The sequence below is a fragment of the Nocardiopsis flavescens genome (assembly GCF_900141985.1).
In the GTDB taxonomy this organism is placed as follows: domain Bacteria; phylum Actinomycetota; class Actinomycetes; order Streptosporangiales; family Streptosporangiaceae; genus Nocardiopsis; species Nocardiopsis flavescens.
The window spans coordinates 25,106-40,054 of sequence record NZ_FQZK01000020.1; the positions used below are offsets into that span (position 1 = coordinate 25,106).

The window sequence follows — 14,949 nt, forward strand, 5'->3', positions numbered from 1 at the left end:
CCGCCCGGATCGCTCCGGACGGCCCCCGCCGTTCACGCCCCGCGGCCCTACACGGCCTCGGCCAGCAGCTTCTGGATACGGCTGACGCCCTCGGCCAGGTCCTCGTCGCCCAGCGCGTAGGACAGGCGCAGGTAGCCCGGGGTGCCGAAGGCCTCGCCCGGCACCACCGCGACCTCGGCCTCGTCCAGGATCAGCTCGGCCAGCTCGGCGGAGGTCTGCGGGGTGCGCCCGCGGATCTCCTTGCCCAGCACGCCCTTCACCGAGGGGTAGGCGTAGAACGCGCCCTGCGGCTCCGGGCAGAACACGCCGTCGATCTCGTTGAGCATCCGCACCATGGTCTTGCGGCGGCGGTCGAACGCCTTCCGCATCTCGTCCACGGCCGCCAGGTCGCCCGACACCGCCGCGATCGCGGCGGCCTGCGAGACGTTGGCGACGTTGGAGGTGGCGTGCGACTGGAGGTTGGAGGCGGCCTTGACGACGTCCGCGGGCCCGATGAGCCACCCCACGCGCCAGCCGGTCATCGCGTACGTCTTGGCGACGCCGTTGACGATGACGGTGCGGTCGGCGATCTCGGGGACCTCGACCGGCAGCGAGGAGAACTCGGCGTCCCCGTAGACCAGGTGCTCGTAGATCTCGTCGGTGAGGACCCACAGGCCCTTCTCGGCGGCCCACCGCCCGATGGCGCGCACCTGCTCGCGCGGGTACACGGCGCCGGTCGGGTTGGACGGGGAGACGAACAGCAGGACCTTGGTGCGCTCGGTGCGCGCGGCCTCCAGCTGCTCCACGTCCGCCAGGTAGCCGGTGGTCTCGTCGGTGACCACGTAGACCGGGACGCCGCCCGCGAGCTTGATGGACTCGGGGTAGGTGGTCCAGTACGGGGCGATGACGATGACCTCGTCCCCCGGGTCGAGCAGGGCGGCGAACGCCTCGTAGATCGCCTGCTTGCCGCCGTTGGTCACCAGGACCTGGGAGGGCTCCACCCGGTAGCCGGAGTCGCGGGCGGTCTTCTCCGCGATGGCCTTCTTCAGCTCGGGCAGACCGCCGGCCGGCGTGTAGCGGTGGTAGCGCGGCTCGCGGGCGGCGGCGACCGCGGCGTCCACGATGTAGTCCGGGGTCGGGAAGTCCGGTTCCCCCGCGCCGAAGCCGATGACGGGGCGGCCCTCCGCCTTCATGGCCTTGGCCTTGGCGTCCACGGCGAGGGTGGCGGACTCGGAGATGGCGCTGATGCGTGCAGAGACACGGGGTCGGTTGGTCATGCCTTCCATGGTGTCATGCGGCGCCCGGCCCGCGCCGGGTGGGAAGGCTCACCCGATCCGGACGAAGTGCCCGTTCGGGACGGGTCGGGGCCGAACGGGGCGCACCGCGCGGCGGACGGTGCGGTTTGGTCCGGCGCCGCACAGCCCCTAAACTCTGACGCGTCGGCCGGTCGTGGCCCAGGTGTTACGCACGGGCAGTGTGCGGACACGGCCCGGACCGGCTATGGTGGGACCGCGGTTCCCGCTTAGGGCAGTGGCTCAATTGGCAGAGCACCGGTCTCCAAAACCGGCGGTTGGGGGTTCGAGTCCCTCCTGCCCTGCACGACCGTTCGCGCGGCGTGGCGGCCTGACCGGCAGCCTCGCCGCGCGAACGGGTTTTCCTGCTATCTCGGGGACACCCCGCGGACCCTAAGGACCCCAGGTGACTCAGACTGACGCCGACGCCAAGCCCGACAAGGAGCCGAAGCGCCGTACCGGTCCGGTGACGTTCACCAAGCAGGTCGTCGGCGAGCTGCGCAAGGTGCGCTGGCCCACGCGCCGCGAGCTGGTCACCTACACCATCGTGGTCCTGGTCTTCGTGCTCATGATCCTGGGATACGTCTCGCTCCTCGACTGGGGCTTCGGCGAGGCCGTCACCTGGCTCTACGGCACCTTCGGCACCCCCGAGGGCCTCTAGGGGACCCGCCCCGTGCGGGCCCCGCACCTCACAGGCCGTGTTCCGCCCCGTGCGGGACGCGGCCTCGTCCGTGCGCGCTTGTCCCCGCGCCGCTCCGGGAGAGCTTAAGCTGACAGGACCGGGTCCCGAACCGGACGCCCGTGCGGCGGCCGGCCCCGGCGCAGCGCATCATGAGAACCGCTGGGCATCGAGAAGCGCTGGGCGGAACCCGGGAGGGGCCGCGCAGCGCACCCGACGAGAGAAAGAGCAGCAGCCGTGTCCGAGTCCCCACTGACCAATGACGACTTCCCCGAAGAGGAGCCGGGTCAGTCGTCGGCGGAAGCGACCGGCCTGGCGGACGAGCCGTCCGAGGAGGCCGCGCAGGTCGACTCCGGCGACGCCGAGCCCGCCGACGACGCCGAGGCCGACGGCGCCGGGTCGGCCGACGACGGGGACGCGGAGGACGCGGAGGAGGCCCCGCGCCCCGACCCCGTCGAGGAGTTCAAGAACGAGCTCTTCCTGCTCCCCGGCGACTGGTACGTCGTGCACACGTACGCCGGGTACGAGAAGCGGGTCAAGGCCAACGTCGAGAGCCGTACCCAGTCCCTCAACATGGAGGAGTACATCTTCCAGGTCGAGGTCCCCGAGCACCAGGTCACCGAGGTCAAGAGCGGCAAGCGCCAGCAGGTCACCGAGAAGGTCCTGCCCGGCTACGTGCTCGTCCGCATGGACCTCACCGACGAGTCCTGGTCGGCGATCCGCAACACCCCCGGCGTCACCGGGTTCGTCGGCCTGTCCAACAAGCCCGCCCCGCTGAGCCTCACCGAGGTGGCCAAGCTCCTGGCCCCCGAGCCGGAGGAGGCGCCGGAGCAGGCCCAGAAGACCAGGGCCGGCGGCGGTGTGGACATCCGCTCCGACGTCGCCTACGAGATCGGCGAGTCCGTCACGGTCATGGAGGGCCCGTTCGCGACCCTTCCCGCGACCGTGAGCGAGATCAACCCCGACACCCAGAAGCTCAAGGTGCTGGTGTCGATCTTCGGCCGCGAGACCCCGGTCGAGCTCTCGTTCAACCAGGTCGCCAAGATCTGATCCGGCGACCGCGCCCGGGTACTCGCCCGGGCGGCGTAGACTTGGTGGGTCCGCCTCGTGCGGACCCACTCGCGTGCCCGGCCTCCGGCGGGGCGCGCACCGGCCCGCCCGGTCCCGGCGGGCCGCCGCCCGGCGCCTTCACCGCGCGGGCGCCGTTCCTCCCACCGAGGTGGTTCCCCGGCCGTTCCCGGCCGCGCGGTGCCCCGGGAGGACAGGGACCGGTACACAACGCAGATCAGGCAAAGGACCCGATATGCCTCCGAAGAAGAAACTGGCCGCACTCGTCAAGGTGCAGCTGCCCGCCGGTCAGGCGACCCCGGCTCCGCCCGTCGGTACCGCTCTCGGTCCGCACGGCGTCAACATCATGGACTTCTGCAAGCAGTACAACGCTGCCACGGAGTCCCAGCGCGGCAACGTGATCCCGGTCGAGATCTCGATCTACGAGGACCGGTCCTTCACCTTCGTCACGAAGACGCCGCCGGCGCCGAAGCTGATCCTGAAGGCCGCGGGCCTGGACAAGGCCGCCACCGACCCGGGTCGCAGCACGGCCGGTTCCATCACCGCCGAGCAGGTCCGCGAGATCGCGCAGACCAAGCTGCCCGACCTCAACACCGACGACATCGACGCCGCCACCAAGATCGTCGCCGGCACCGCCCGCTCGATGGGCATCGAGGTCAAGTAGCCCCGTCACCCGGCCCTGCGCCGGGCGAGGGACGCTCGACAGTTCCAGAACCGAATCGTGGCAGGGCCTCGCGCTGGCCCACCGACCACACGTTCCCCATAAGGAGAACAGCGTGAAGCGCAGCAAGAACCACCGCAAAGCCAGCGAACTGGTGGACCGCGACAAGCAGTACGCCCCCTCCGAGGCCGTGAAGCTGGCCAAGGAGACCTCCTCCACCAAGTTCGACGCGACCGTCGAGGTCGCCCTGCGCCTGGGCGTCGACCCGCGCAAGGCCGACCAGATGGTCCGCGGCACCGTCAACCTGCCGCACGGCACCGGCAAGACCGCACGGGTCCTGGTCTTCGCGACCGGTGAGCGTGCCGAGCAGGCTGTGGCCGCGGGCGCCGACATCATCGGCGACGACGAGATGATCGAGAAGGTCGCCAAGGGCTTCATCGACTTCGACGCCGTCGTCGCCACCCCGGACCTCATGGGCAAGGTCGGTCGCCTCGGCCGCGTCCTGGGTCCGCGCGGCCTGATGCCGAACCCGAAGACGGGCACGGTCACCCCCGACGTGGCCAAGGCCGTCACCGACATCAAGGGCGGCAAGATCGAGTTCCGCGTGGACCGCCACGGGAACCTGCACTTCATCATCGGCAAGTCCTCCTTCAGCGAGCAGCAGCTCGTGGAGAACTTCCAGGCCGCCCTCGACGAGGTGACGCGTCTCAAGCCGTCCGCCGCCAAGGGGCGCTACATCAAGAAGGCCGTGGTCAGCACGACCATGGGCCCGAGCATCCCGCTCGACGTCTGACGGTCCTCCTGACGTGAACGGCCCCCGGCTCCTCTCGGAGCCGGGGGCCGCCGCCGTTCCCGGGCCCCGCGCCCCCGCGAGGGGAGCGGGGCCCGGGGGGCTACATGTCGCTGATCTCGTCCTCGGACGGGATCTCGAACGACGTGGTACCGATCTCGGAGAACTCCATCCCCATGTCGGTCTCGTCGTCGGCCAGCTCCAGGCGCATGGGGAAGCCGTCCTCGGCGATCCAGATGCCGACCTCCAGGGCGCCGGAGACGGAGCCGCCCGTGAAGTCCTCCACGACCGCCCTGGAGGCGGGGTCCATGGCCTCGACCTGCTCCTGGGTCAGGGTGCCCGAGACCACGGTGGTCGGGACGCCGCCGACCTCCTCGGTGCCGGTCTCCTCGATCCCCTCGACTCCGGAGAACGCCCCCACGAGGTCGGGGAACTCCGAGAGGTCGAACATCTCCTCCGGCGCCATGCCCTCGGCCCCGGCGGTGCCGCCGCGGACCCACGGGGTGTCGGCCTCCTGGAGGCCGTTGTGGTTGGAGATGAGGGTCTCGCCCCCGACCGGGGCGATGATGACGGTCGTGCCGAGCTCCTCGGCGGTCAGGTCCCCTCCGGTGCCGCCGAGCGCGGCCAGCTCCAGGAGCATCTCGCCGATCTCCGGCATGACCATGGTGGTCTTCGCGGCCTCGGGGTCGTCCATCACCTCGAAGGTGAAGTCGACGCTGAATTCGCCCAGGTCGGGGTCCTCGGAGGCCATCTGCACGTCGAGGGTGTAGTTGGTGGCGTCCGCGGTGTTCTCCCGCAGGGAGGCCAGCAGGCCGGGGAGGCCGCCCCCGCCGCCCTCCCCGCCGGCGGCGGGAGAGGCCTCCGCGGCGGGCTCGGGGGTCTCCTCCGCGCCGCAGGCGGCGAGGGACAGGGCCAGGAGCCCGGTGGCGAACAGGGTCGGGACACGGGTCTTCACGGTGCTGGTGTCGCTTTCTCTCGAAGGGGGATGAGCACCCGAGAACGGGGGGTGTGCTCGATGCCGACGATGCTCCCACGAGCAGTGGACATTCCGGGCACCTTGAACGCGCATCCCAGGCGGGCACCGCGTTCCGCGGCGTGCGCCCCGGGCTCCGAAGGCGGATGTTTCGAGCACCGGTCGACTCGGGTATGATGGTTTCTTGCCGAAGACCGCTGGTCGTCACCCGAACGGGTGACCTAAGGATCCATCCACGATGGGCGCCCGCGCAGGTGTCACAGAAGCTTTCCCGTACCGCTCCACCGCGCCCCCGGGCCCGGAGCAGGATACGCGGACGTGCCCCGTGCGCCTGGCGCTCGGGGCTTTTTCGTGCTGACGCTCATGAGTGCGGATCCTTGGGAGTCCACCGGCGGTCAATGTTGGAAGGAGTCCCATGGCGAGGCCGGACAAGGCAGCCGCGGTCACCGCGCTCTCGGAGGAGTTCCGGGAGTCCAGCGGTGCCGTGCTGACCGAATACCGGGGGCTCACTGTGGCTCAGCTCACCGAGCTGCGCCGTAGCCTCGGTCAGAACGCGCGTTTCTCCATCGTGAAGAACACGCTGACCAAGCTGGCGCTCAAGGAGGCCGGAGTCGAGGCGCAGATCGATGATCTGCTCGTCGGCCCGTCCGCCGTCGCCTTCGTCCGCGGTGACGTGGTCGAGGCCGCCAAGGGTCTGCGCGACTTCGCGAAGGCGAACTCGCCCCTGGTGATCAAGGGCGGCATCATCGACGGCAAGTCGATGAGCGCCGAGGACGTCACCAAGCTGGCCGATCTGGAGTCCCGAGAGGTCCTCCTCTCGAAGCTGGCCGGCGCGCTCAAGGCCAAGCAGGGCCAGGCCGCCGCCGTCTTCCAGGCGCTGCCCTCCAAGACTGTGCGTCTCGCGCAGGCCCTGGCGGACAAGCGCTCCGAGGAAGCCGCTTAAACCTTTTGAACCACGGCGGGTGCCGACGGCGCCCGGTCACCGGCTCGCACGTGCCGCCCCTCGGCGCGCGTGTTCGTAAAGAAAGAGAGATCGCACCATGGCGAAGCTCAGCAACGAGGACCTGCTTGCCGCGTTCGAGGAGATGACCCTCCTTGAGCTGTCCGAGTTCGTGAAGCTCTTCGAGGACAAGTTCGACGTCACCGCCGCCGCTCCGGCCGCCGTCGTGGCCGCGGCCCCCGGCAGCCCCGCCGCCGAGGTCGAGGAGCAGAGCGAGTTCGACGTCATCCTTGAGGGTGCCGGCGACAAGAAGATCCAGGTCATCAAGGAGGTCCGCGGCCTCACGAGCCTGGGCCTCAAGGAGGCCAAGGACCTCGTCGACAACGCCCCGAAGCCGCTGCTGGAGGGCGTCAACAAGGAGACCGCGGAGAAGGCCAAGGCCGCCCTTGAGGGCGCCGGCGCCTCCGTCACCCTCAAGTAGTCCCCAGCGGGCCGCACGCGGCCCGTCGACTGCGCCTGGGCGGCCGTCCTCCCCTTTCCGGGGGAGGGCGGCCGCCTTCGTGTTCCCGGGGGCCGCAGGGGCCCTGCGGGGACGTCTCCGGGCGCGTCCGGAGGGGCCGCCGCGCCGAGCACCTCCGTGCGACGCGGAACAGTCCGGGTCGTGTGCGAAGCTTGTTCGTGCTCGGGCCCGGGAGGCCGGATCCGGGCCGGGTCCCGCGGCCGCGCGCGGATGCGGATCGTCCCACGGACACGGTAATCTCCGGTGCCGGGAATCTTGAGAGGCCCTGGGGCAAGGGTTTACCCGGCCGCCCCGGGGGAATCCTTCCGGATGTCCGATGGCTCACAACCCCCCGGGAGCCAGGGCGAGCGCACATCCGCCGGGCGGGTCGGCCCCTCGCAGGGCTTGACGGATCGCCTTCCACGGGTGATCCTGCCGGTGTCGTGAGTGGCGCTGTGGACCATGAGTGGACAGCGGTGTGGTGTTCGGCTACACTGCTCTTTTGCGCTGCCCTTTGGTGATCCCTGTGCCGGTGACCGGCTGCCGACCAGCCCGTTTCGTCTGGACACGGTACCCGTTCCCGCTCGATGTGACCGTCTCAACCGCGTTGCGGCGGTCCTTCCCGTGACGGATCGTCTGGCGTGCGCGCTTCAACCGCCACAAGCCTTCGGAAGGACCCCTGTTGGCAGCCTCGCGCAACGCCTCCGCTAACGCCCTTGGTCCGCACCGCGTTTCCTTCGCCCGTATCCAGGAACCCCTCGAGGTTCCGAACCTGCTTGCCCTGCAGACCGAGTCGTTCGACTGGCTGCTGGGCAACGACAAGTGGAAGGCCCGGGTCGACACCGCCCGGAACGCTGGCCGCAAGGACGTTACGGAGCAGTCCGGTCTCGAAGAGATCTTCGAGGAGATCAGCCCGATCGAGGACTTCTCGGGCACGATGTCCCTGTCGTTCCGTGACCACCGCTTCGAGCCGCCCAAGAACACGGTCGACGAGTGCAAGGAGCGGGACGCCACCTACTCCGCTCCGATGTTCGTCACCGCGGAGTTCATCAACAACGACACCGGCGAGATCAAGAGCCAGACGGTCTTCATGGGCGACTTCCCGCTCATGACCGACAAGGGCACCTTCATCATCAACGGCACCGAGCGTGTCGTGGTGTCCCAGCTGGTCCGCTCCCCGGGCGTCTACTTCGACAGGTCCGTCGACAAGACCACGGACAAGGACCTGTTCGGCTGCAAGGTCATCCCGTCCCGCGGTGCCTGGCTGGAGTTCGAGGTCGACAAGCGCGACTTCGTCGGCGTCCGCATCGACCGCAAGCGCAAGCAGGGCGTCACCGTCCTGCTCAAGGCGCTGGGCTGGACCACCGACCAGATCCTGGAGCGCTTCGGCCAGTACGAGTCCATCCGCAACACGCTGGAGAAGGACCCGACCGCCGGCACCGACGACGCGCTGCTGGACATCTACCGCAAGCTGCGTCCGGGAGAGCCGCCCACGAAGGAGTCGGCCCAGGCGCTGCTGGAGAACCTCTACTTCAACCCCAAGCGCTACGACCTGGCCAAGGTCGGCCGCTACAAGATCAACAAGAAGCTCGGTCTGGAGACCGACTACACGCAGGGGACGCTGACCGAAGAGGACGTCGTCGCCACCATCGAGTACCTCGTGCGCCTGCACGCGGGCGAGAAGGAGCGGGAGACCGCGCTCGGCACCCTGCCGATCGAGGTCGACGACATCGACCACTTCGGCAACCGCCGCCTGCGCACCGTCGGCGAGCTCATCCAGAACCAGGTCCGCCTGGGCCTGGCCCGCATGGAGCGCGTCGTCCGCGAGCGGATGACCACCCAGGACGTCGAGGCGATCACGCCGCAGACCCTGATCAACATCCGCCCCGTCGTGGCCTCCATCAAGGAGTTCTTCGGCACCTCGCAGCTGTCCCAGTTCATGGACCAGACCAACCCGCTCGCGGGCCTGACCCACAAGCGCCGCCTCTCGGCGCTGGGCCCGGGCGGTCTGTCCCGTGAGCGCGCGGGCTTCGAGGTCCGCGACGTGCACCCCTCCCACTACGGCCGCATGTGCCCGATCGAGACCCCCGAGGGTCCCAACATCGGCCTCATCGGCTCGCTGGCCGCGTACGGGCGGGTCAACCCGTTCGGCTTCGTGGAGACCCCGTACCGCAAGGTCGTCGACGGCCGCATCACGGACCAGGTCGACTACCTCACCGCGGACGAGGAGGACCGGTACATCATCGCGCAGGCCAACACGCCGATGAACCCGGACGGCACCTTCGCCGAGGACCGCGTGCTCGTCCGCCGCAAGGGCGGGGAGTTCGAGCAGGTCGGCACCGACGAGGTCGACTACATGGACGTGTCGCCGCGCCAGATGGTGTCGGTCGCCACCGCCATGATCCCGTTCCTGGAGCACGACGACGCCAACCGCGCGCTCATGGGCTCCAACATGCAGCGCCAGGCCGTGCCGCTGCTGCGCGCCGAGTCCCCGTTCGTGGGCACCGGCATGGAGTACCGCGCCGCCACCGACGCCGGTGACGTCGTGCTCGCCGAGAAGGCCGGCCTGGTCGAGGACGTCACCGCCGACTACGTCACCATCATGGCCGACGACGGCACGCGCAAGACGTACCGCCTGCACAAGTTCCAGCGCTCCAACCAGGGCACCTGCTTCAACCAGCGGCCCATCGTCACCGAGGGCCAGCGGGTCGAGGAGCGCCAGGTCCTGGCCGACGGCCCGTCCACCGACCAGGGCGAGATGTCGCTGGGCAAGAACCTCCTCGTGGCCTACATGTCCTGGGAGGGCCACAACTACGAGGACGCGATCATCCTCTCCCAGCGCCTGGTGCAGGACGACGTCCTCTCCTCGATCCACATCGAGGAGCACGAGGTCGACGCCCGCGACACCAAGCTGGGCCCGGAGGAGATCACCCGCGAGATCCCCAACGTCAGCGAGGAGGTCCTGGCCGACCTCGACGACCGGGGCATCATCCGCATCGGCGCCGAGGTCGTCGACGGCGACATCCTCGTCGGCAAGGTCACGCCCAAGGGCGAGACCGAGCTGACCCCGGAGGAGCGCCTGCTGCGCGCCATCTTCGGCGAGAAGGCCCGCGAGGTCCGCGACACCTCCCTGAAGGTGCCGCACGGCGAGTCCGGCAAGGTCATCGGCGTCAAGGTGTTCAGCCGCGAGGAGGGCGACGAGCTCGCCCCCGGCGTGAACGAGATGGTCCGCGTCTACGTGGCCCAGAAGCGCAAGATCACCGACGGCGACAAGCTCGCCGGCCGCCACGGCAACAAGGGCGTCATCTCCAAGATCCTCCCGCAGGAGGACATGCCCTTCCTGGAGGACGGCACCCCCGTCGACATCATCCTCAACCCGCTGGGCGTTCCCGGCCGGATGAACGTCGGCCAGGTGCTGGAGGTCCACCTGGGCTGGCTGGCCAAGAACGGCTGGGTGGTCGAGGGCCTGGAGGACGACTGGCAGAAGGCGCTCGACGCCATCGGCGCCACCGACGTGCCGCCGAACTCCCGGGTCGCCACGCCGGTCTTCGACGGCCTGCACGGCGAGGAGCTCAGCGGCCTCATCACGTCGGTCCGCCCGAACAAGGACGGCAACCGCCTCATCAACGAGGACGGCAAGGCCCGCCTGTTCGACGGCCGCACCGGTGAGCCCTTCGCGGAGCCCATCTCCGTCGGCTACAAGTACATCCTGAAGCTCCACCACCTCGTGGACGACAAGATCCACGCGCGCTCCACCGGCCCGTACTCCATGATCACCCAGCAGCCGCTGGGCGGTAAGGCGCAGTTCGGCGGCCAGCGCTTCGGCGAGATGGAGGTGTGGGCGCTGGAGGCCTACGGCGCCGCCTACGCCCTCCAGGAACTGCTCACCATCAAGTCCGACGACGTGGTGGGCCGGGTCAAGGTCTACGAGGCCATCGTCAAGGGCGAGAACATCCCCGAGCCGGGCATCCCCGAGTCCTTCAAGGTGCTCATCAAGGAGATGCAGTCGCTCTGTCTGAACGTGGAGGTGCTGTCCAGTGACGGTATGTCCATCGAAATGCGGGACAGCGACGAGGACGTCTTCCGCGCGGCGGAAGAACTGGGAATCGACCTGGGTCGGCGCGAGCCGAGCAGTGTCGAAGAGGTCTAACTTCCGCATTCTTCGAGAGCAGGGGACGAATTAAGTGCTCGACGTCAACTTCTTCGACGAGCTGCGCATCGGCCTGGCCACGGCCGACGACATCCGCCAGTGGTCTCACGGCGAGGTGAAGAAGCCCGAGACCATCAACTACCGCACCCTCAAGCCCGAGAAGGACGGCCTCTTCTGCGAGAAGATCTTCGGCCCGACCCGGGACTGGGAGTGCTACTGCGGCAAGTACAAGCGCGTCCGCTTCAAGGGCATCATCTGTGAGCGCTGCGGCGTCGAGGTGACCCGCGCCAAGGTGCGCCGCGAGCGGATGGGCCACATCGAGCTGGCCGCTCCCGTCACGCACATCTGGTACTTCAAGGGTGTGCCCTCCCGCCTGGGCTACCTGCTGGACCTGGCGCCGAAGGATCTCGAGAAGATCATCTACTTCGCCGCCTACATGGTCACGTGGGTGGACACCGAGGCCCGTGAGCGCGACCTCCAGTCCCTGGAGGCGCGGATCGCGGTCGAGAAGCAGCACATGGAGCAGCGCCGCGACTCCACCATCGAGGAGCGGCACCGCAAGCTCGAGGCCGACCTGGCCGAGCTGGAGGAGCAGGGCGCCAAGGGCGACGCCCGCCGCAAGGTGCGCGAGGGCGCCGAGCGCGAGATGCGCCAGCTGCGCGACCGCGCCCAGCGCGAGATCGACCGCCTCGACGAGGTCTGGAACAGGTTCAAGAACCTCAAGGTCCAGGACCTCGAAGGCGACGAGATGCTCTACCGCGAGATGCGGGACCGCTTCGGGAAGTACTTCCGCGGCGGCATGGGCGCCCAGGCCATCCAGGACCGGCTCGCCAACTTCGAGCTGGACGAGGAGGCCGAGAAGCTCCGCGAGACCATCCGCACCGGCAAGGGCCAGAAGAAGGCCCGTGCCCTCAAGCGGCTCAAGGTCGTCTCGGCGTTCCTCAACACCCGCAACAGCCCCATGGGCATGGTGCTGGACTGCATCCCGGTCATCCCGCCGGACCTGCGTCCGATGGTGCAGCTGGACGGTGGCCGCTTCGCGACTTCCGACCTCAACGACCTGTACCGCCGCGTCATCAACCGCAACAACCGCCTCAAGCGGCTGCTGGACCTCGGCGCGCCCGAGATCATCGTCAACAACGAGAAGCGGATGCTCCAGGAGGCCGTCGACGCGCTGTTCGACAACGGCCGCCGCGGCCGACCCGTCACCGGGCCCGGCAACCGTCCGCTCAAGTCGCTGTCCGACATGCTCAAGGGCAAGCAGGGCCGGTTCCGCCAGAACCTGCTGGGCAAGCGCGTCGACTACTCCGGCCGTTCGGTCATCGTCGTCGGCCCGCAGCTGAAGCTGCACCAGTGCGGTCTGCCCAAGCAGATGGCCCTGGAGCTCTTCAAGCCGTTCGTGATGAAGCGCCTGGTCGACCTGAACCACGCGCAGAACATCAAGAGCGCCAAGCGCATGGTGGAGCGGTCCCGCCCCGTCGTGTGGGACGTCCTCGAAGAGGTCATCACCGAGCACCCGGTCCTGCTGAACCGCGCCCCGACCCTGCACCGCCTGGGCATCCAGGCGTTCGAGCCGCAGCTGGTCGAGGGCAAGGCCATCCAGATCCACCCGCTCGTGTGCACCGCCTTCAACGCGGACTTCGACGGCGACCAGATGGCCGTGCACCTGCCGCTGTCCGCCGAGGCCCAGGCCGAGGCGCGGCTGCTGATGCTCGCCACCAACAACATCCTCAAGCCGTCCGACGGCAAGCCCGTGACCATGCCCACCCAGGACATGATCATCGGCCTGTACTACCTGACGACGGAGCGGGCCGGGGCGCCCGGCGAGGGCCGCGCCTTCCGCGGTCCGGCCGAGGCGATCATGGCCTACGACCTGGGCGACCTCGACCTGCAGGCGAAGATCCGCCTGCGCATCGAGGACGGCGCTCCGGCTCCCAAGGACTGGACGCCGCCCGAGGACTGGAAGCCGGGGGTGCCGTACACCCTGGAGACCACCCTGGGCCGGTACCTCTTCAACGAGACCACCCCGGTGGACTACCCGTACATCAACTTCCAGGTCGGCAAGAAGCAGATCTCGGTGCTGGTCAACGACCTCGCCGAGAACTACCCCAAGGTGCAGGTCGCCACGACCCTGGACGCCCTCAAGGACGCCGGCTACCGCTGGGCCACCCGGTCCGGCCTGACCATCGGCATCGAGGACGTCGTCGCGCCTCCGCAGAAGGCGGAGATCCTCGCGGGCTACGACCGCAAGGCGGACAAGATCCAGCGCGAGTACGACCGCGGTCTGATCACCGACGACGAGCGCCGCAACGAGCTCACCGAGGTGTGGACCCAGGCCACCGCCGAGGTCGCCAGGAACATGGAGGAGAACTTCCCCGCCGACAACCCGGTGTGGATGATGGTCCAGTCCGGCGCCCGCGGCAACCCGATGCAGGTGCGCCAGATCGCCGGCATCCGCGGCCTGGTGTCCAACACCAAGGGCGAGACGATCCCGCGCCCGATCAAGTCCTCCTACCGCGAGGGCCTGTCCGTGCTGGAGTACTTCATCTCCACGCACGGCCAGCGCAAGGGCCTGGCCGACACCGCGCTGCGGACCGCCGACTCGGGTTACCTGACCCGTCGCCTGGTGGACGTCGCGCAGGACGTCATCGTCCGCGAGATCGACTGCGGCACCGACCGGTCGCTGTGGCACGAGATCGGTGAGAAGAACGCCGCCGGCGTCGTCGTGCGCAAGCACAACGTGGAGAACACCGGCTTCGGCCGCACGCTCTCCGAGGAGGTCCTCGACGCCGACGGCGAGCACGTGCTGCCGGCGCTGTCCGACACCTCCGAGCAGAACATCGACAAGCTGATCGCCGCCGGGATCACCCGGGTGCGCATCCGCTCGTCGCTGACCTGCGAGGCGAAGATCGGCGTCTGCACGACCTGCTACGGCCGCTCCATGGCGACCGGCAAGCCGGTCGACGTCGGCGAGGCCATCGGCATCATCGCGGCCCAGTCCATCGGTGAGCCCGGCACCCAGCTGACCATGCGGACCTTCCACATGGGCGGTTCGGCCGGCCAGGACATCACCCACGGTCTGCCCCGTGTCCAGGAGCTCTTCGAGGCCCGCATCCCCAAGGGTGTGGCACCGATCTCCGAGGTCGAGGGCCGGATCCGGATCGACGACACCGAGAAGAGCCGCAAGATCGTCGTCATCCCCGACGACGGCACCGACGAGATCGCCTACCCGGTCCCGATGCGCGCTCAGCTCCTGATCAGCGAGGGCGACCACGTCAAGGTCGGCCAGCAGCTGATCCAGGGTGCGATCAACCCGCACGAGGTCCTGCGCATCCAGGGCCCGCGCGCGGTGCAGCAGCACCTGGTGTCCGAGGTCCAGGAGGTGTACAAGTCGCAGGGTGTGTCCATCCACGACAAGCACATCGAGATCATCGTGCGCCAGATGCTCAAGCGCGTGAACATCCTGGAGTCGGGCGACACCGAGCTGCTGCCCGGCGAGATGGTCGAGCGCCCCAAGTTCGAGCAGATCAACCGCCGCGTCGTGTCCGAGGGCGGACAGCCCGCCTCCGGCCGCCCGGTGCTGCTCGGCATCACCAAGGCGTCGCTCGCCACCGAGTCGTGGCTGTCGGCGGCCTCCTTCCAGGAGACCACCCGCGTGCTCACCGAGAACGCGATCCACGGCAAGAGCGACCCGCTGCTCGGCCTCAAGGAGAACGTCATCATCGGTAAGCTCATCCCGGCCGGTACGGGCATCCCCCAGTACCGCAACATCCGGGTGGAGCCCACCGAGGAGGCCAAGGCCTCGATGTACTCGGTCTCCGGTTACGAGGAGCCGAGCGAGTACACCTTCGGGCAGGGCTCCGGCGAGGCCGTGCCGCTGGAGGAGTACGACTTCGGGCCGTACAACCGGTAGCGAAG

10 protein-coding genes and 1 tRNA gene are annotated in these 14,949 nt (G+C 69.0%); 9 read left to right on the forward strand and 2 right to left on the reverse strand.

The window, feature by feature from the left end:
• Nucleotides 1–47: 47 nt before the first annotated feature.
• On the reverse strand, nt 48–1,256 hold the full coding sequence (locus BUE45_RS24555; RefSeq protein ID WP_073382269.1) for a pyridoxal phosphate-dependent aminotransferase: 1,209 nt from the start codon (nt 1,254–1,256) through the stop codon (nt 48–50).
• A 247-nt stretch (nt 1,257–1,503) separates the two neighbouring features.
• Between BUE45_RS24555 and BUE45_RS24560 the strand changes: the two genes are divergently transcribed.
• The 5 genes from BUE45_RS24560 to rplA all read left to right on the forward strand — a co-directional run bounded on the left by BUE45_RS24560 (nt 1,504) and on the right by rplA (nt 4,472).
• Nucleotides 1,504–1,576, forward strand: a tRNA-Trp gene (locus BUE45_RS24560).
• A gap of 101 nt (nt 1,577–1,677) precedes the next feature.
• Nucleotides 1,678–1,932 (forward strand): preprotein translocase subunit SecE, encoded by a 255-nt coding sequence (secE, locus tag BUE45_RS24565; protein ID WP_073382271.1) that lies wholly within the window; start codon nt 1,678–1,680, stop codon nt 1,930–1,932.
• A gap of 255 nt (nt 1,933–2,187) precedes the next feature.
• Nucleotides 2,188–3,000, forward strand: a complete 813-nt coding sequence (nusG, locus tag BUE45_RS24570; protein ID WP_073382274.1) for a transcription termination/antitermination protein NusG — start codon at nt 2,188–2,190, stop codon at nt 2,998–3,000.
• Nucleotides 3,001–3,253: 253 nt separating this feature from the next.
• Nucleotides 3,254–3,682, forward strand: a complete 429-nt coding sequence (rplK, locus tag BUE45_RS24575) for a 50S ribosomal protein L11 (RefSeq protein ID WP_073382277.1) — start codon at nt 3,254–3,256, stop codon at nt 3,680–3,682.
• Between the two features lie 112 nt (nt 3,683–3,794).
• Nucleotides 3,795–4,472 (forward strand): 50S ribosomal protein L1, encoded by a 678-nt coding sequence (gene rplA, locus BUE45_RS24580; protein ID WP_073382280.1) that lies wholly within the window; start codon nt 3,795–3,797, stop codon nt 4,470–4,472.
• Nucleotides 4,473–4,572: 100 nt separating this feature from the next.
• Here rplA and BUE45_RS24585 read toward each other — a convergent pair whose 3' ends face one another.
• Nucleotides 4,573–5,424: an SCO4651 family lipoprotein gene (locus BUE45_RS24585; protein WP_073382282.1), complete on the reverse strand. Its 852-nt coding sequence runs from the start codon at nt 5,422–5,424 to the stop codon at nt 4,573–4,575.
• Between the two features lie 433 nt (nt 5,425–5,857).
• On the opposite strand from BUE45_RS24585, the gene rplJ reads away from it, so the two are divergent.
• The 4 genes from rplJ (at nt 5,858) to BUE45_RS24605 (ending at nt 14,944) form a co-directional block, all read left to right on the forward strand.
• Nucleotides 5,858–6,385 carry a 50S ribosomal protein L10 gene (gene rplJ, locus BUE45_RS24590; RefSeq protein ID WP_073382285.1) on the forward strand — a complete coding sequence of 176 codons (528 nt, stop codon included), beginning with the start codon at nt 5,858–5,860 and terminating at the stop codon, nt 6,383–6,385.
• Between the two features lie 97 nt (nt 6,386–6,482).
• A complete protein-coding gene (gene rplL, locus BUE45_RS24595; RefSeq protein WP_073382287.1) occupies nt 6,483–6,863 on the forward strand; it encodes a 50S ribosomal protein L7/L12 in 381 nt (126 codons plus the stop codon).
• A gap of 700 nt (nt 6,864–7,563) precedes the next feature.
• Complete coding sequence (gene rpoB / locus BUE45_RS24600; RefSeq protein WP_073382290.1) at nt 7,564–11,031, forward strand: DNA-directed RNA polymerase subunit beta; 3,468 nt, start codon at nt 7,564–7,566, stop codon at nt 11,029–11,031.
• Between the two features lie 34 nt (nt 11,032–11,065).
• Nucleotides 11,066–14,944, forward strand: a complete 3,879-nt coding sequence (locus BUE45_RS24605) for a DNA-directed RNA polymerase subunit beta' (RefSeq protein WP_073382292.1) — start codon at nt 11,066–11,068, stop codon at nt 14,942–14,944.
• Nucleotides 14,945–14,949 lie beyond the last annotated feature (5 nt).